Source organism: Ruegeria sp. HKCCD7296 (genome assembly GCF_013110775.1).
Taxonomy (GTDB): Bacteria; Pseudomonadota; Alphaproteobacteria; order Rhodobacterales; family Rhodobacteraceae; genus Ruegeria.
In genome coordinates this window covers 68,756-85,540 of record NZ_WVRF01000013.1, presented here as the reverse complement: position 1 = coordinate 85,540, position 16,785 = coordinate 68,756, and the positions used below count along the sequence as shown (strand labels likewise).

Annotated in this window: 15 protein-coding genes and 1 pseudogene; 8 read left to right on the top strand and 8 right to left on the bottom strand. The window is 55.8% G+C overall.

The genetic code is table 11. From position 1 onward, the window contains the following. Window positions 1-3: 3 nt before the first annotated feature. Genes GS632_RS16490 through GS632_RS16470 form a run of 5 tightly spaced genes read right to left on the bottom strand, consistent with a single transcriptional unit; the run spans window position 4 to window position 2,964 of the window. Window positions 4-1,131, bottom strand: a complete 1,128-nt coding sequence (locus tag GS632_RS16490) for a TonB family protein (protein WP_171237319.1) — start codon at window positions 1,129-1,131, stop codon at window positions 4-6. Beyond that, window positions 1,128-1,505: a biopolymer transporter ExbD gene (locus GS632_RS16485; protein ID WP_171722212.1), complete on the bottom strand. Its 378-nt coding sequence runs from the start codon at window positions 1,503-1,505 to the stop codon at window positions 1,128-1,130. Before GS632_RS16485 ends, GS632_RS16490 begins: the two co-directional genes overlap by 4 nt. Before the next feature lie 4 nt (window positions 1,506-1,509). After that, complete coding sequence (locus GS632_RS16480; protein ID WP_171237321.1) at window positions 1,510-1,836, bottom strand: biopolymer transporter ExbD; 327 nt, start codon at window positions 1,834-1,836, stop codon at window positions 1,510-1,512. Between the two features lie 31 nt (window positions 1,837-1,867). Beyond that, window positions 1,868-2,533: a MotA/TolQ/ExbB proton channel family protein gene (locus tag GS632_RS16475; protein WP_171237322.1), complete on the bottom strand. Its 666-nt coding sequence runs from the start codon at window positions 2,531-2,533 to the stop codon at window positions 1,868-1,870. Further along, window positions 2,530-2,964 (bottom strand): hypothetical protein, encoded by a 435-nt coding sequence (locus GS632_RS16470; protein WP_171237323.1) that lies wholly within the window; start codon window positions 2,962-2,964, stop codon window positions 2,530-2,532. Before GS632_RS16470 ends, GS632_RS16475 begins: the two co-directional genes overlap by 4 nt. A gap of 514 nt (window positions 2,965-3,478) precedes the next feature. Here GS632_RS16470 and GS632_RS22395 point away from each other — a divergent pair. Further along, window positions 3,479-3,889: pseudogene (locus tag GS632_RS22395) on the top strand (FecR domain-containing protein); the annotation flags it as partial. Between the two features lie 155 nt (window positions 3,890-4,044). On the opposite strand, the gene GS632_RS22390 reads toward GS632_RS22395, so the two are convergent. After that, window positions 4,045-4,365 (bottom strand): pentapeptide repeat-containing protein, encoded by a 321-nt coding sequence (locus GS632_RS22390; RefSeq protein WP_371810101.1) that lies wholly within the window; start codon window positions 4,363-4,365, stop codon window positions 4,045-4,047. A gap of 126 nt (window positions 4,366-4,491) precedes the next feature. On the opposite strand from GS632_RS22390, the gene GS632_RS16460 reads away from it, so the two are divergent. From GS632_RS16460 to GS632_RS16445, 4 genes are all read left to right on the top strand, one after another. Further along, window positions 4,492-6,723, top strand: a complete 2,232-nt coding sequence (locus tag GS632_RS16460) for a CHASE2 domain-containing protein (protein WP_371810098.1) — start codon at window positions 4,492-4,494, stop codon at window positions 6,721-6,723. Window positions 6,724-7,012: 289 nt separating this feature from the next. Beyond that, window positions 7,013-8,470 carry a xylulokinase gene (gene xylB / locus GS632_RS16455; protein WP_171237324.1) on the top strand — a complete coding sequence of 486 codons (1,458 nt, stop codon included), beginning with the start codon at window positions 7,013-7,015 and terminating at the stop codon, window positions 8,468-8,470. Then, window positions 8,470-9,411, top strand: coding sequence for an aldose epimerase family protein (locus GS632_RS16450; RefSeq protein WP_256368493.1), 942 nt, complete (start codon window positions 8,470-8,472; stop codon window positions 9,409-9,411). Before xylB ends, GS632_RS16450 begins: the two co-directional genes overlap by 1 nt. Before the next feature lie 44 nt (window positions 9,412-9,455). Then, entirely contained in the window at window positions 9,456-10,712 is a 1,257-nt protein-coding gene (locus GS632_RS16445) for a cytochrome-c peroxidase (protein ID WP_253284495.1), read from the top strand. A 7-nt stretch (window positions 10,713-10,719) separates the two neighbouring features. Here GS632_RS16445 and GS632_RS16440 read toward each other — a convergent pair whose 3' ends face one another. Continuing rightward, window positions 10,720-12,231 (bottom strand): CRTAC1 family protein, encoded by a 1,512-nt coding sequence (locus GS632_RS16440; RefSeq protein WP_171237327.1) that lies wholly within the window; start codon window positions 12,229-12,231, stop codon window positions 10,720-10,722. Further along, window positions 12,221-13,438, bottom strand: a complete 1,218-nt coding sequence (locus GS632_RS16435) for an ROK family transcriptional regulator (protein WP_171174933.1) — start codon at window positions 13,436-13,438, stop codon at window positions 12,221-12,223. Before GS632_RS16435 ends, GS632_RS16440 begins: the two co-directional genes overlap by 11 nt. Window positions 13,439-13,630: 192 nt before the next feature. Between GS632_RS16435 and xylF the strand changes: the two genes are divergently transcribed. The 3 genes from xylF to GS632_RS16420 all read left to right on the top strand — a co-directional run bounded on the left by xylF (window position 13,631) and on the right by GS632_RS16420 (window position 16,782). After that, complete coding sequence (xylF, locus tag GS632_RS16430) at window positions 13,631-14,611, top strand: D-xylose ABC transporter substrate-binding protein (protein ID WP_371732105.1); 981 nt, start codon at window positions 13,631-13,633, stop codon at window positions 14,609-14,611. Window positions 14,612-14,686: 75 nt separating this feature from the next. Next, the gene (locus tag GS632_RS16425; protein WP_171237328.1) at window positions 14,687-15,985 is read left to right on the top strand and encodes a sugar ABC transporter permease; all 1,299 of its coding nucleotides are present in this window, start codon (window positions 14,687-14,689) and stop codon (window positions 15,983-15,985) included. Continuing rightward, window positions 15,985-16,782, top strand: coding sequence for an ATP-binding cassette domain-containing protein (locus GS632_RS16420; protein ID WP_171174927.1), 798 nt, complete (start codon window positions 15,985-15,987; stop codon window positions 16,780-16,782). Before GS632_RS16425 ends, GS632_RS16420 begins: the two co-directional genes overlap by 1 nt. Window positions 16,783-16,785: the final 3 nt, after the last annotated feature.

Here is a 16,785-nt window from a genome sequence, read left to right as displayed (position 1 = left end):
TAATCATCTAATCTGGTAGTAGAATGACAGTTTTCGACTGACGCCGCCAGGTGGGCGCGGGAACGGCGCGGCGGTGCGAACCTGTTGCTTTGCGGCGCGCTCTATATCGGGTGAGCCAGAGCTTTCGACAATATCGACCCACGCCAAAGTGCCATCGGGACTGATTTCAAAAAACACGCGCGCATATCCGCGCGCTGCGACATAGACAATCGGGGCCCGGTTTAAATGAACCAGAACCTCACCGGCATAATTCGTTGAATCCGAGTTTCCTGGGCCGCGCCCACCAGATCGATTGCTGCTTCTGCTTTGTCGAAAGACGTCCACACCTTCTCTTTTGAAGGCAGAGAGCGGCGATTCAATCGTCTGCTCTGGAAAGCGCAGATTGTCAAAATTGTTGAAACGCTCCAATGTTCTTGGTTGGGCGGGTTGCGCGTCGCGGTTGGGCGGCCGTGGTCGAAGCGACGAAACCAGCGCTTGTTCGGTTTCGTCTGCTTCCGCTTCGGGGATGGGCAGATCTGCCTCCTCATCCAACGGTTCCTGGGTTGCTTGGGGTGTTACAGGTTCGACGGTTTCACCGTTTTCCGGGTCGATTGGAGATAGCTCTGCCGGCAAAGCGGCAAGCTGTTCTTCTGATACCGGATCTTCGACCGAAGACGGTTCAACCGGAGATGCTGTTTGATCTGGGGGCGCTTCTGGCGTTTCAGTCACGGTGTCAGACCCTGCGGTTTGCGCAGCTTCACCGGTATCATCCGGGCCCTGTTCCACAGGTTCGGTGACCGCTTCTTCCGGTGCTCTGGGCTGAATGATTGCGGAGTCTCCGGTATCGGGCGCGTAGGTCTGTTTTGGGTCGGGCGACGCGACACGGGCGTCGCTTGTGGGGGCTTCGGCCTCTCTGGGCTCAATTGGCGGTTCTTCCAGAGGGGGTGGTGTCTCTGCCGGTTCGGGTTCGACAGGTTCAAGCCGGGCATCTGCAAACTCTTCAAAACTGTTGCTCAGTTGGACAGTATCTGTACGGCTTTCACCTGCGGCTTGGTTTGACAGGTTTGGCACGGTCAGGCTCAGGCCCGCGAGATGCATCAACAGCGATACCGAGATCGCGAGAATCGCGACAAAGATAGACCGCCTGATCATTCGAGGGCCTGTTCTGTCACAAGAAAAACCGACGGAGCGCCTAACCGGCGCAGGGTGGTGGTGATTTCCATCAATCGGGGCGCAGACGCATTTCTGTCTGGCACGATGCGCACCGGCCCGGATTCTCGATCGGCCATGAAAGCTTCGGCGTCTGTTGGCCTGCCGCGAAAGCTCAACGTTCCGTCCTGATGAAGAACAAGCGCATCGGGTGGTTCACGGCCTTCAAGATCTGCAGTGTTCACCAATTCCAGGTCCGGATCCAATGGAGGAGCTATTGTGCCGGCGATCAGAAAAAAGATTAGAATAAGAAAGACAACATTGATCAGCGGGATGGTTGAATCGCGGTTTCGGCTGGTTCGGATGTGGCGGATCATTCTTTTACTCCAACACTCTAACCATGAGACCTTCGCGCCCGCGCAGGCGAACAAGAAGGTCCACAAGGCGTTGTGCGGACGTATCCGGATCAAGGCTGATAAAAACCTGACCGGACTGAATCTGACTGTCCAAGTCGTCAAGCGACGTAACTTGGCCATTCAGCGCGACCCGCTCGGCGCCGAGCTGCACAAAAAAGCGTTCGATTGTCGTTGTTTCGTTTGCTGCGCCCTGGGTTGCACTGCTGAGTTCAATCTCGCTGAACCTCGAGAAAGTCGAGGACAGCATGAAGAACAGCAAAAGCAGAAAGATCACGTCGATCAGGGGCGTCATCGACATCCGCCGCCGGACAAATGGTGCCGTGTTACGCATGTTCTGGTGCAGCCGAAACCCGTGCGGTACCTGCTGCGCTATTGATCGAGGGCCCGGGCACCAGAACCGTGCGCAGGGCTTTGTCCGCAAACACACGCTCGCGCGCTGTGCGGCTTTCGAGCCAAGACAAGACCATGGAGGTTGGCATTGCAACGGCCAGCCCCACCGCAGTGGTTATCAAGGCGACCCAGATGCCGCCAGCCAGAACCGAAGGATCCACTGACGACCCTGCGGCCTGCAGGCTCTGAAACGCGCTGATCATACCAAGAACGGTGCCAAATAGTCCCAGTAAGGGTGCAAGCTGCGCCACAGTGTCCAACAGGCGAAAACCGCGCTCAAGCCCGGCAAGCACAAGGCCGGTTTCGGCATCCAGTCTGTCATCGGCTCCGGCTACGCCCGCTGCATCCATCGCCGCGCCGACAATAGGGGCCAGATAACTTTTGCTACCGGCCAGCTTTGCTCGGGCGGCGTGTTGGTCGCCAGCGTCCCATGCGGCAAGTGCTTCGGACAGCACTTTATGTCTCCCGACACCACAGGCCGCAAATTGCCAGAGTTTGTAAAGAGTGACAGCCAGCGTCAGCACGGACATCGCGATCAGGATCGCCACGACCGGCCCGCCAAGTGCGAAAATCTCACGAAGTGCGGTTAAAGGACTCATCCCAAAAGCTCCATGGCTACTCGACTGCTCAGCGACAGGGTCTTTCCGCATACCTGGCTTTCAGCGCCATCGACCAGGCAAGAGTTCGTTCCGTTTATCAAGACCTGCCCAACTTCGGCGCAAGTTCGGTTTGGTAAATCAAACTGGCGTACTCGAGGCCTGTCCGCCGGCAAGTCACGGAAATCGAACAGGGACAAGGTCACAACACCACCTTCGGCATCAAAAACAACGGTTTCAAATACCGCGCCATCAATCGTAAGCCCGGTTTCATTCTTGGCCAAAAAGGTTAGCCTGCATGATCCGGTGACATCCTGGACCGCATTCAGTTCTACGAAGAGTTTGCCATCATGTTTGGTGTCAGATTGCGCTAGCGCGGTAGACGACAGGCTGGCGCAAAACGCTGCCGCTGCTAAAATGCGACTGGAAAACATAAACTTACTCCGTTTTGCTGCGCTCGTTTCAGGGGCGGCACGATCAGTTGACCTATTTGTTTGTCGACCCAGTCATTCGTCAAGTAAAGCCTAACCAAGGGTCGTGGGGTAAAAGGATCGTCAGCGCAAGTTGATGAGTGCTTTCACAAGCTAAGAGATACGGGGCGCAAACAGAATTTCAACTGTGCACGGCAACACCGATCCTGGCCATTTCTGCGCCTCGGAAAAAGTAAGACTTTATCGTGCTTGGCAACCAAGAAAGGCCCATCCACTTGCCGTGTCAGAGGTGCGGGAAACGATGGTTTGATAGTGACTTGAACATTAAACTTGCTAAACGCGCATGAAATGGCGCATATTTGTCTATATTTTTTGCACATAAAATAACAAAAAATTATGCTTTTGCAGGGGCGATCATCGAGCACAGTGCGATTTGCACACATCAGGACCCAAAGGGGGAAGGGGCTCGGTTTTGTCGTGGTTAAAGATTGTATTGGTTCTTTGCCTTGTTGTTACCATGCCGTTGCAAGCTGTTGCCAACATTGGAAAAGTTATCAGCGCCAAGCAGGGCGCCCAGCTTGTTCGTGAAGGAAAAGCGCAGCCTGTTGTTTCTGGTATGGATGTCGAGTCCGGAGATGCGATCACCACAGATCAAACGGGTTTGATCCAGATAGTCTTTGTGGATGACACTAAGATCGCAATTGGTCCCAACGCCCGCATGGTGCTGGATGTGAGCCTGTTGCGCGGCAATCGCAAAGCCAAAAGCTTTGCAGTTCAGGCGCTGGGCGGCAGCTTTCGGTTCATTTCCGGTAAAAGCCGAAAGCGCGCTTATTCAATCACGACACCTTCGGCGACAATGGCAGTGCGCGGAACAACCTTCGACATGTGGGTCGTTTCCGAACAGCAAAGCGCAATGCTTGTGCTTGAGGGGACGGTCAGAATGTGTGGGGTTCAGGGCACCTGCAGATCTTCGGGGCGTCAGTGCAGCATGTACGCAACAAGCGGAAGCGGAGCCGTCGGGCGCCCTGCAAGTCAGGCGCAATACGAACAGGCTTTGCAAAGCGGCTTTCCCTTCATTCAATCTCAGGAAGGTCTGTTGCCCCCGTTACAGGTCAGAGTTGAAGGTTGCGCCGGAGAAGCCGCGCCCATACGTCGTGTCAAGCCAAACAGGGCAGAGCCTCGCGACGCGCCCCCGCAACGGCGGGAAAGAACGGACACCGTAGACGCGACTCCTGCGTCAAGCCCGTCAACTTCGGGACAGAGTGAGCCCGAAAGACCAGAGCCGCAACAAGAGGAACCGGAAAGAGAGGAACCGGAACAAGAGGAACCGGAAAGAGAGGAACCGGAACAAGAAGAGCCTGAAAGAGAGGAACCAGAGCGGGAAGAACCAGAAAGAGAAGAAATCGATCATGAGGAGCCAGAGCGCGTAGAACCGGATCACGAAACGACCGATAGAACGGAATCTGAAGAAGGGTTCTCAACAAACGTTTTTGATTGACGGCGCGTTTTTCCTCTTTCCCGGAGGATGGTGTGAGCGAAAAGACACGTAAAACCAAGAATGGGCGATGGGCCTTTCGTCTTGTTGGGCTGGTCCTGATCCTCTTTGGCTGTTTCATCCGTGCAGTGGATCCTTACCCGGTTCGAATGACTCGCCTGGTTTATTTCGATGTGCTTCAAAGGTTGTCTCCGCGAGAATTCAATCCGGATCTTCCCATACGCGTCGTGGATATCGATGAAGATGCGTTGGCCAATTGGGGACAGTGGCCCTGGCCGCGCACTCTGGTCGCTCAAATGGTGAAGAATCTGGGCGACTACGGTGCAGCAGCCATCGCTTTCGATATGCTTTTCGCCGAGCCTGACAGGTATTCACCATCACGCCTTCTGAACGATCCATCGCTTAAGGGTATTTTGACGGTGGAGCACCATGCCCAGAAGCTGGACAACGATGTGTTGCTTGGGATGGAAATAGCATATTGGCCAGTTGTTCTGGGTGCCGCTGCGCGTCTATCGCAGGAAGGTAAAACCATCACGCCCAAAGCAGGAATTGTCGAATTTGGGGAAAACCCTGCAGAGGGTTTGATTTCGGTTCCTCATTGGACGCCAATCGCGCCTCCGCTGGACCGAACTGCGGCAGGAATTGGTGGCGTCAATGTCTCACCCATTGGTGGAACTGGTATCGTGCGCCGCGTGCCGGTTCTTTGGGACGGGCCGGACGGGCCCATGCCAGGTCTGGCAATCGAATCTCTGAGGGTTGCACTGGGGGAAACCACCATTTTTGCCGAAGGCGCGTCAGACGAAGCAGGCATCATGCTGGCTGTTGAAGTCGGGGGCTACCGGATGCCAACAACCGAGAACGGTGAACTTTGGCTGAAATACCGGCGTGACACACCTGACCTTTATATTTCGGCTAACGATGTCATGGCAGGTTCCTCCGATCCGTCTTTGCGGGCCGAAATCGAGGGCCGCATAATACTCGTGGGCACATCTGCTGCCGGTCTGTTTGATATTCATCAAACGGCGCTTGGCGAAAGTGTCCCAGGTGTTTCAATTCATGCGCAGATGATCGAGCAAGTTTTGACCCAAGAGATGCTGAGCCGGTCTGATGTAACGGCGGCGCAGGAGTTGCTTGCCTTTGCCCTTTTGGGACTTGTCGTTATTGCTGTCATGTCCATTTTTGGTGCTGTTGCCTCCTTTATTGCTGGTGGCATTGCCGCGGCTGCCGTTCTGACGATCAGTTGGCTGGTCTTTCAGAATCAGTCTGTGTTGTTTGACGCGACCTTCCCATTAATCGGGGGTATGGTGAATTTTGGTCTGTTGGCAGGCTACTTGTTCATTTCGACCGAACGCGAAAAGCGTGAGATTCGAAAGGTGTTTTCGCACTACGTTGCCCCTGAAATTCTCGATGAAATGGAAAGTACGGGCCACCAATTGCAGCTGGGAGGAGAGACCCAGGAAATCACCGTTATGTTCTCGGATATTCGGGGTTTTACGTCTCTGTCCGAAACAGCATCCGCCACCGAGCTCGTCTCCGTTCTGAACGCGCTGTTTTCCAAAATTGGGGATCAGGTCCTGCGCGAGCGCGGAACGATCGACAAATTTATTGGTGACGCGATCATGGCCTTCTGGAACGCGCCAATCCCTGTTGCAGACCATCCGTGCCGTGCAGCATTCGCGGCGCTCAAGATGCGAAGCGCGTTAGAAGAATTCAATGAGTCCAGCATTATGCGAAACAGGCAACCCATTGCTTTGGCAACAGGAATTGCCACAGGACAGGCGTGCGTTGGGAACATCGGATCAGAAAAGCGCTTCAATTATACTGTTATCGGCGACGTCGTGAATGTCTCAGCAAGGCTTGAACAAAGTTGCCGTGCGGTTGACTATGATATTGTCGTATCAAACGGGGTTTCCCGCGCGGGGCAAGCGGATCTGGCATTGTTGGAGGCAGGGCGTGTTGATCTGAAAGGTAAAGCCAACCCCGAACCTGTGTTTGTTCTGGTGGGGGATCAATCGGTCCTGAAGGCGCGGGCGTTCCAGGATCTTACTTCTCTGCACAGCGAATTGATTTCAGCGATAAAAAGCCGACACCCTCAGGGCAGGATCGAAGAACTGTGCCGGCGCTGCGAAGATCTGGCTGAAGACATCGAGCCAGGTCTCCGCCGGTTTTACCGTGCGCTTCTTGGCAGAACGGCTGATTTCAGATCGGACATGCCATCGGGTCAACTCATGTTCACCAGGTACAACCAGCGGGTAGGGGCCGAGTAGACCGCGATGCGATCTTGGTTTCGTTCCCTCACAGACAGTCGTGACTCAATAGAACAGACCTAGCGGGCTAACGTTAAAGCATCCTTGCGCGTTGCGTCTCTTCGGTGACGTGGCCGGTATTGCGAACTGAAAGTCCATGCCGTGCTGAATTTCGCACAATAGGGTGTCTCTTTTCTTGAAATTGGCGTAATACGTTAGCGCAAACTATTTTGCCGCAAGTAAGTAGTGACCCGGCGCAGGCCCGCCTGCGTCACGAAGCTCTACGGTAGGCAAGAAGGGGGGAGAACAGGTGTATCTTGGTCTGGATCTGGGGACGTCCGGTCTCCGTGGTATTGTCGTTGATGAAGGCGGCCATGTGCTGGCCGAGGCCGATGCAAGTGTTGAAACCTCAACACCTCGTTCCGGGTGGTCCGAGCAGGTGCCGGGTGAGTGGATTGAGGCCTGCCAAAAAGTGGTTACCCAATTGCGAAAGGCAAATGCCGCGGCTTTTTCCGCTGTGCGTGCTGTTGGTTTAAGTGGGCACATGCACGGTGCCACACTGATCGACAAAGATGGAAACGCATTACGGCCATGCATTTTGTGGAACGACACGCGATCCGCGCTTGAGGCTGCTGATCTGGACGGTGCCGCGAGGATGCGTGCGATCACGGGTAATATCGTGTTCCCGGGTTTCACCGCGCCTAAACTGGAATGGGTGCGCAGGCATGAGCCCGAGGTCTTCGAAAAAGTCTTCAAAGTACTGTTGCCAAAAGATTATCTTCGTTTGTGGCTGACGGGCGAGTATATCAGCGACGTGTCAGACAGCGCCGGAACCGCGTGGCTGGATGTTGGCAGTCGCGAATGGTCCGACACAGCGCTTGAGCAAGGTCACATGCACCGCGATCAGATGCCAGAACTGGTTGAGGGCAACGCTGTCGGAGGGCAGTTGCGGCCCGAGATATTGCAGAACTGGGGATTGGCCGGGCCTGTAATTGTTGCAGGCGGCGCAGGCGACAATGCAGCAGCAGCCTGCGGTATTGGCAGCATTAACGAGGGGACGGGTTTTCTGTCATTGGGTACCTCTGGTGTGCTGCTGGTGGCCAAAGAAAGTTATGCACCCGCGCCGGAAACAGCGGTTCATTGCTTTTGTCACGCCGTGCCTGAGCGTTGGATTCAGATGGGCGTCATTCTGTCTGCCACAAACAGCTTGAACTGGCTGTCTCGAAACTTGGGACAGCCCGTTGGGGCGTTGGCGTCGGCGCTACCGGATCAGATCAATGGGCCGTCTGGTACGACCTTTTTGCCTTATTTGTCAGGGGAACGGACGCCGCATAACGACAGCGCCATCCGAGGCGCATTCCTTGGACTGGATATCGCCACGGATCCGAAGGCTCTGACGCAATCCGTGATGGAAGGTGTTGCCTTTGCCATGCGTGATTGCCTTGAGGCGCTCAAGGCCACGGGAACCACGCCAGAAAGCCTGACCGTTGTGGGCGGCGGAGCGCGATCTCGGTTCTGGCTAAAGACACTGGCGACTGTCCTTAATACACGTCTTGTTCTGCCCAAGGGGAGTGAGTTTGGTGCCGCGACCGGCGCAGCGCGTCTGGCGGCCTGCGCATTACGGGGGGCAGACCCGGCGGGCGTCATGACCCCTCCGGAAACGGCTGAAGTCATTGTGCCAAGGACCGAGCTATGCGACGGGTATGAGAATGCCTATCAGCTTTATCGCCAATACTATGCGGCGTTGGCACCGCTTTCCGCGTCTTGATGGCGGGGCAACGCTCAGCAACCATAGAACGGGTTGTGCTGGAAGACGGTGACATGTCCGCCTCATTGCTCAGCTATGGTGCGATCACCCAAGGGTGGTGGTTGGGGCAAACGCCACTGATACTGGGCTATGACACACCGCAGGACTATCTGACGGACCCATATTACCTGGGTGCAATCGTCGGGCGCTTGGCCAACCGTGTCAGTGGGGCGCAGTTCGATTTTCTGGGTGAAGCCATCAGAGTTACGGCGAACGAAGGCAAAAACGCGCTACACGGCGGTCGGGATGGTCTGTCCCATCAGTATTGGAGTGTCGAGAAAACTGCTCTAAATCAGGCGGTTTTGTCGATAACTTCACCTGATGGTGAGGGCGGGTTTCCTGCGGAAGTCCAGTTCGTGATAAAGGTGGAGCTGGCTTATCCGTGTCTGATCTATACGATCACGGCGCATCCGGATCGGCCCACGCCGATCAGCATCGCGCAGCACAATTATTACTCACTTGGTTGCCCGCAGGGCATTCTCGATTGCCGTCTCAAACTACATGCCAAAACCCTTCTTGAATTGAACGCAAACGCCATACCCACCGGCCGCATTCTAAAAGCCGATGCAGAAAGCCTGGATTTCACGCGCGGTCGCGTAATCGGTCAAGAAGCTGGCTTTCTTGACCACTATTTTGTGTTTGAAGATGGACGGGACGTGACCATGCCTGTTGCAGAAGTCGAAACGCCATCGGGTTTAAAGATGAAGGTTTATTCAGATCAACCGGGCGCACAGGTCTATGCAGCAGCACATTTGTCTGATCCTTTCAGACCCGGGGCGGCGCTTTGTATTGAGCCCGCCGGATACACCGACGCGGTGAACAATCCGGCCTTTCCTTCTGTGATCTACACGCCGGAAAAACCCTATCGTCAGAAGCTTAAGCTTGAGATTGTCGAGGATTGAACATGAAAGCTCGGATTTCGGCAGTTTCAATAGGCTTTTGGCTGATGGCATCAGCACTTCAGGCGCAGGACCTTGGACCCGTTCCGAAATTTCTTGAGCCGGACCTGGAACGTGTCGAACTGGGACAGTTGTTGTTTTACGACCCCATTCTTTCGGGGAACAAGAATATCAGTTGCGCGACTTGCCATCATCCGAAACTGGGCACGTCTGATGGGCTTTCACTTGGAATCGGAGAAGGCGGTGTGGGGCTTGGGGCCGAGCGTAAGATCACTCAGGACAACTCTCCCGAACAGCGGATTCCGCGAAACTCGCCGGGCCTGTGGAATCTTGGTGCGTTGGAATTCACAACTTTTTTTCATGATGGTCGGCTGGAGGCTGATCCGTCACAACCTAATGGCATCAGAACGCCATTGGGGACGGATATGCGGCGCGGCTTTCAATCGGCTCTGGCTGCGCAAGCGATGTTCCCGGTGCTTTCACCTGACGAGATGGCGGGTCACTATTCTGAAAACGAGGTGAGCAAGGCGGTACGGCTTGGCTTGTTGACCCAGGAGGGCGGGGCCTGGGACCTGATCGCGGCGCGGGTGGCGGGGATACCGGAGTATTCGCAGCGGTTTGAGGACGTCGCGCCCGGGGAAGAGATCACCTTTACCGCCATCGCCAATGTCATCGCGGATTTCATCGCTTTTGAATGGCGGGCAGATAACAGCCTTTTTGACCGCGCGATGCGGGGTGAAGAAACTCTGCCCGCGACAGCGCAATTGGGTATGACCCTGTTTTACGGTGAGGCCGGGTGCAGCAGTTGTCATAGCGGATGGTTCCAGACGGATCACAGTTTCCATTCCATCGCCATGCCCCAGATCGGCCCCGGAAAAGCGGCCAGGTTCGAAAACCACGTGCGCGATGACGGGCGGTTGCGCGTCACAGGGGATGCAAGGGATGCGTTTGCTTTTCGCACGCCCTCATTGCGGAACGTGACACTGACCGCGCCCTATGGGCACAGTGGCGCGTATGCTGAGCTTGAAGATGTGGTGCGTCACCATTTGGATCCTGTGGCAGCCTTGCGCAATTATTCGGTCGAGAAAGCCGAACTGCCCGAATTTGATGGCGCGCTGGATGCCCAGGCTATGCAAGACCCCACGCATGTGGAGGCAATTGCCGCCTCAAACAAATTGGCCCCAATGAGCCTGAGCGATGATGACATCAACGCCATCCTGAGTTTCCTTGGCACTCTGGAGGACCCGGCAGTTCGGTTGGGGGTGCCCAAGACGGTTCCAAGCGGTTTGCCCGTTGACCAATAGTCAGCGGTCAGCGGCTAAGGCGTATCACCTGATTGGGGTTGGCGGTCCGCCAATCACTTGCTTTGCCATCGGGCCAGATCACCCTGATCTGTAAGCTTTCCGCATCGCCCAGACCAAAGTGGTGAAATCCAGCAATGCCACTGGCATGACCGCCGCCAACTGTGACTTCCCGGGTCTGCACTCCGGCGTCCGTTTTGACCTCGATAAAACTGCCGATGGCCAAGCGGTTGGGTTGTGCTTGACCCACATCCACCATCAACCAGTTGCCATTTTGCGGCTTGTTCTGAAAAACCTCCAGTGATGAACCGCGATTGACGACCACCATGTCCAGCCAGCCATCCCCGTTCAGATCGGCCAAGGCCCCGCCGCGGGACTTTGCCATAGAAGCCACGCCCGCTTGTTCTGCTGTTTCGACAAATTGCCCATTGCCGTTTTGTATCAGTAGGTTGTTTGGATCGGTTTGTGCAGCGTCTGGCATCTGTTCGACATTGCCCTTAGCGACAAAAATATCGTCCCGCCCGTCATTATTAACGTCACCGAATTGGGCGTGCCAGCCGGTTGAAGGACGACCATCACCACCTGTGTGTGGCCTGTGTGCTGTCGTCCCCCGATCATAGGTCGCGTCACGCCATGTCGGCCCCTTAGTCGACGGATCGAATGTCTGGAATTTTTGATCCCCCATCGAGGTCAGGTAGACGTCTGGAAACCCGTCGCCGGTCAAATCTCGCGAGGCGATGCCCATGCCCCAGATCGAATACGGCAGCCATCCGTCTGCGTGCTCATAAAGGCGTGGGGTGTTCTCCATCGCCCAAAGTTGCTCTTGCCCGTTGCGCACATAGTAGTGACGGTCGTTGCTGACACGCAGATCCGCACGCCCCGACCGCGCCCAGTCGGAAAACAGTACCGAGAGGGAACAGTGCCCGGGTTCCAGATGTACGGGAACGCCATATGAGCTGCCATCCGGTCGATACAGCAAAGTCGGCCCGCATGTCTCAAATGGTCCATCGGGGTTGTTGCGGTCAACGTAGGTGCCAAACGCCAGCGTGGGCAGCGCTTGCCCGCTTTCCCAAGTGGCAGAGAAACCCGTGGTCCAATGATCCTCAGAAGTGAAGTTCAGCGAGTTGAAAAGGTCGAACGCGCAATCCGGCCCGCCGCGCAGCAACAGATCTGAACCCACGCGCAGAACTGCCAGGTCAAGCAACCCGTCGCCATCTACATCCACCGGATATGCGCCGGTCACACCAGTCAGGGACAAAGCGCTGGGCGTGTCTGCCCGAAACTGAATGTCTTCCTCGGATACGTTCACAAAAAACTGCGCTGGGTTTGAACCTCCGGCAGCAAAAAGTTCGGGGCGGTCGTCGCCATTACAGTCGAAAACAGCGACCCCACCGCCCACAAAATGTTCCCACCCGCCGTCATAGATATGGGGTTGAACGTCAACGCCAAAAAACTGCGGGGAAGGCGCATCCGCCGCAACGGTTGTTGCTGTGGTCAGCAGGAAAGCCAAACTAGTTCGCATGTGCCGCCAATTCCCTGACTTTCAGAATCGAGACCTGTTCGATTCCATAAGCAGCCGCCCCCTTTGCCCACATTGAATCCCCCCAGTGATTCACTTTGATCGCGGGCAGGGGTGCGTCAACGCTGACGACACCGTTTCTGATACGCGTCATTACGTCTTCCGAGTGCAGATATTCAAAACTGCCCCTTGTGCCGGACAGGATAATGCATTCCGGATCGAACAAATTGATCAGGTTCGAAACCCCCATTCCAAACATTTGACCGGCCCGGGACAGTACGGAAATCGACCGAGCATCGCCGGCATTTGCGGCCGTAAGAATATCTGTAAGTGTGCGAGGATCCGTGGCCTGGCTGGCAATCGTCGCTTCGCGGATCAACGCGTATTCTCCGACATAGGCTTCCAGACATCCGCGCTGTCCGCACTGGCACAGCGCGCCGTCCAGTTGAACCTTCAAATGCCCGAACTCCGCGCCGCATCCGCGCTCGCCGCGATAAAGTTTGCCATCAACGACGATACCCAAACCGATGCCGTGTTCGATGGTCACAACCAGAAATGTTTTCAGCCCTTTTCCCAGCCCAAACAATTGCTCGGCCTTGGCCACCAGATTGGCGTCATTTTCGATAAAGGCGGGGCAGGGCAGCGCCTTGGACAAGAGCGGGCTCAGGTCTACGTTGCGTTCTGTCAAAGAAGACGACCAATGTACAAAGTTCTTTTCTGCGTCGATCAACCCCGCAATGCCGATACAGACGCCGGACAGATCAGACAGCGACCGGTTCGCAGTGCCACAGGCAAGGTCAAGGGCAGTGCGGATCGTTTGTGTGAAGATTTCGGGTGCCATACGCGCCTCATCCAATGGATGGGTATAAGAGGCGATTTCGGTACCTTCGAAATCCACCAAGATGACCGAGATCTGATGCCGCGCGACCTTTACACCCGCAATCATGTGACAACCGCCGTGCAGTTTCAAAAGCACACGTGGCCTGCCACGACGTGTGGATTTTGACTGCGACTCCCCTTCAATTTCCTGGATAAGACCGGCGGACAGCAGGTCTGCTGTGGCAGATGTGATTGTTGCAGGACTGGTTTCAAGCGCCGTGGCGATGTCAATTCGCGAGATGGCTTCGGTTGCGCGAATCTGCTCCAGCACCCGCAATCGGGTGATGTTTCTTTGGTCCGTGGCGTTTGAAGAAGCTTTGCTTTTCAGCATCTTGCCCTCGCGAATCTAATCCCTGTTTCAACCTAGGCGGTTTTTTCTGTTACCGATAGCATAAATATTTTACCGACTGAAATAAATATGCTACTCAGAATTATCGGGGCCACGAATCATGAAGCGATGGCTCAATGAAACCGGGAGGAAATCATGAAAAGAATTCTCAGCGCTTCCGCTGTGGCGGTGTTGATGGGTACGGCCGCTTTTGCCGAACCTGTTGTGGGCGTCAGCTGGTCGAATTTCCAGGAAGAGCGTTGGAAGACCGACGAGGCCGCGATCAAAGCCGCGCTCGAGGCGGGTGGAGCCGAATACATTTCGTCGGATGCGCAATCGTCCTCGGCCAAGCAGTTGTCGGACATTGAAAGTCTGATTGCTCAGGGCGTTGATGCACTGATCATTCTGGCACAAGACTCTCAGGCCATTGGTCCGGCGGTTCAGGCAGCCGCTGACGAGGGCATTCCAGTTATCGCGTATGACCGCCTGATCGAAGATGACCGGGCGTTTTATCTGACCTTTGACAACGTAGAAGTTGGCCGGATGCAAGCGCGCGCTGTATTCGACGCGATGCCCAAGGGTAATTACGTGATGATCAAGGGTTCGCCCACCGACCCGAACGCGGATTTCCTGCGTGGTGGTCAGCAAGAGATCATCCAGGGCGCCGTTGATAGTGGTGACATCGTGATTGTGGGTGAGGCTTATACCGACGGCTGGCTGCCTGCGAACGCGCAGCGCAACATGGAGCAGATCCTGACAGCGAACGAAAACAACGTTGATGCCGTGGTCGCCTCGAATGACGGTACTGCTGGTGGCGTTGTTGCTGCTCTGACCGCGCAAGGCATGGACGGTATTCCGGTCTCGGGCCAGGATGGTGACCACGCGGCGCTGAACCGTGTTGCCAAGGGCACGCAGACCGTCTCGGTTTGGAAAGACGCACGTGAGCTGGGCAAAGCTGCCGGTGAAATCGCGGTTGCGTTGAGCAGCGGAACAAGCCCTGCGGATGTCGAAGGCGCGATCAGCTGGACCTCGCCCGGTGGCACCGAGATGAACTCGGTCTTCCTGGCGCCTGTGCCGATCACCAAGGACAACCTGACCGTTGTGGTCGACGCGGGCTGGATCCCGCTGGAAGACCTTTGCCAGGGCGTCGAAAACGGCCCTGCGCCCTGTAACTAAACCAAGTTCCAAATCACAACGTCTCTGGCCCGCAAGGGTGGGCCAGAGATCATAGCTGAACATGAAAGATCGGATATGACCGAAACTTCGTCTCAGCCGGTACCCCAAAAAGCAAAGGCCAACCTGTTCCAGCAGCTGGAACTGGATATGCGGCTATTGGGCATGATCGGCGCCTTCATCATCCTGTGCATCGGCTTCAACATCGTTACGGATGGCCGTTTTCTGACACCCAGAAACCTGTTCAACCTGTCGATCCAGACCGTTTCGGTTGCGATCATGGCTTGTGGCATGGTGTTCATTATCGTCATGCGCCATATTGACCTGTCGGTTGGGGCGCTTCTGGCGACCACATCTGCGGTCATGGCGATGACTCAGACCGAGCTATTGCCCAACGTATTGGGAATGGGTTTGAACCACCCGGCGACCTGGGCGATCACTTTGGTCGTGGGTCTTGTGGTGGGCACATTGATCGGCGCCTTCCATGGTTGGATGGTGGGCTACCTGACCATTCCGGCCTTTATCGTGACGCTTGGCGGTTTTCTGGTCTGGCGCAACGTTGCCTGGTACATGACCGATGGCCAGACAATCGGCCCGCTGGACAGCAACTTCCTGATGTTCGGGGGGACAAACGGCACGTTGGGAACTACCGTCAGCCTTTTGTTCGGCCTTGCCGCCACTGCTATTGCGATCTGGGCGTTGTGGAGCGGCCGCCGGTCCAAAGCCGCCCACGGGTTCCCTGTGAAACCTGTTTGGGCTGAGACAACTCTGGCTGGAATCATTGGCATCGCCATCATGGGCTATGTCCTGATCGTCAACAGCTATGCAATCCCGACCCGCCGTCTGGAACGGATGTTCGAAGCGCGGGGTGAGACCTTGCCCGAGGGGCTGATTGTTGGCTACGGCATTCCGATCTCGGTTCTGATCCTGATCCTGGTGGCCGTGACATTGACCGTTGTAGCCCGCAAAACCCGCTTTGGCCGTTACATCTTTGCCACTGGCGGCAACCCGGATGCGGCAGAGTTGTCCGGTATCAACACGCGCATGATGACCGTCAAAATCTTTGCTCTGATGGGATTCTTGTGTGCGTTGTCAGCGGTTGTGGCCTCGGCCCGTCTGGCCAACCACTCGAACGATATTGGCACGCTGGATGAACTGCGCGTGATTGCTGCTGCGGTGATCGGTGGAACCGCTCTGTCGGGTGGTATTGGTACGATCTACGGCGCAATCCTTGGTGCTTTGATCATGCAGGCGCTGCAATCGGGCATGGCCATGGTCGGCGTGGATGCGCCGTTCCAGAACATCGTCGTCGGCACTGTCCTGGTTTTGGCTGTCTATATCGACATCGTCTATCGCAAACGTCTGGGGGCGAAATGATGCAAGCTCAAGAAACACAGAACCAAGCTTCGGGCCGTGGTTCCGGCCAGCCTCCGCTTGTGGAAATGCGCGATATCTCGATTTCTTTCGGGGGCATCAAGGCGGTAGACCACGTCTCAGTTGATCTGTACCCGGGCGAAGTTGTGGGCCTACTGGGGCACAATGGGGCCGGTAAGTCCACTCTGATCAAGGTGCTTTCGGGCGCCTATCAGATGGACCATGGTGAAATCCTGATTGATGGCAAGAAGGTTGAGATCAACAACCCGCGTGACGCGCGCGCCAACAATATCGAGACGATCTATCAGACGCTGGCGCTGGCAGACAATCTGGATGCAAGCTCGAACCTGTTTTTGGGGCGCGAGATGGTCACCCCCTTTGGTCTGGTCAACGATGCTGCGATGGAGGCTGAATGCCGCAAGATCATGGCGCAGCTGAACCCGAATTTTCAGAAGTTCAACGATCCTGTTTCGGCCCTGTCGGGTGGTCAGCGGCAATCAGTGGCCATTGCGCGCGCGGTGTATTTCAACGCACGCATCCTGATCATGGACGAGCCTACGGCCGCGCTGGGTCCGCATGAAACGCAAATGGTGGCGGACCTGATCCAACAGCTAAAGGCGCAAGGCATCGGGATTTTCCTGATTGACCACGATGTGCATGCGGTGATGGAGCTGTGCGACCGAGCCTCGGTCATGAAGAACGGGCAATTGGTTGGTACCGTGGACATCCCTGATGTCACTGATGACGACCTGTTGTCGATGATTATTCTGGGCAAGAAGCCCGGCGAAAAGACGGAATGAGGT

Bases quoted from the DNA above. Each gene is read 5' to 3' on its own strand.
- GS632_RS16490 (WP_171237319.1), bottom strand. From the start codon at position 1,131: ATGATCAGGCGGTCTATCTTTGTCGCGATTCTCGCGATCTCGGTATCG.
- GS632_RS16485 (WP_171722212.1), bottom strand. From the start codon at position 1,505: ATGATCCGCCACATCCGAACCAGCCGAAACCGCGATTCAACCATCCCG.
- GS632_RS16480 (WP_171237321.1), bottom strand. From the start codon at position 1,836: ATGACGCCCCTGATCGACGTGATCTTTCTGCTTTTGCTGTTCTTCATG.
- GS632_RS16475 (WP_171237322.1), bottom strand. From the start codon at position 2,533: ATGAGTCCTTTAACCGCACTTCGTGAGATTTTCGCACTTGGCGGGCCG.
- GS632_RS16470 (WP_171237323.1), bottom strand. From the start codon at position 2,964: ATGTTTTCCAGTCGCATTTTAGCAGCGGCAGCGTTTTGCGCCAGCCTG.
- GS632_RS16450 (WP_256368493.1), top strand. From the start codon at position 8,470: ATGGCGGGGCAACGCTCAGCAACCATAGAACGGGTTGTGCTGGAAGAC.
- GS632_RS16445 (WP_253284495.1), top strand. From the start codon at position 9,456: ATGGCATCAGCACTTCAGGCGCAGGACCTTGGACCCGTTCCGAAATTT.
- GS632_RS16440 (WP_171237327.1), bottom strand. From the start codon at position 12,231: ATGCGAACTAGTTTGGCTTTCCTGCTGACCACAGCAACAACCGTTGCG.
- GS632_RS16435 (WP_171174933.1), bottom strand. From the start codon at position 13,438: ATGCTGAAAAGCAAAGCTTCTTCAAACGCCACGGACCAAAGAAACATC.
- xylF (WP_371732105.1), top strand. From the start codon at position 13,631: ATGGGTACGGCCGCTTTTGCCGAACCTGTTGTGGGCGTCAGCTGGTCG.
- GS632_RS16425 (WP_171237328.1), top strand. From the start codon at position 14,687: ATGACCGAAACTTCGTCTCAGCCGGTACCCCAAAAAGCAAAGGCCAAC.
- GS632_RS16420 (WP_171174927.1), top strand. From the start codon at position 15,985: ATGCAAGCTCAAGAAACACAGAACCAAGCTTCGGGCCGTGGTTCCGGC.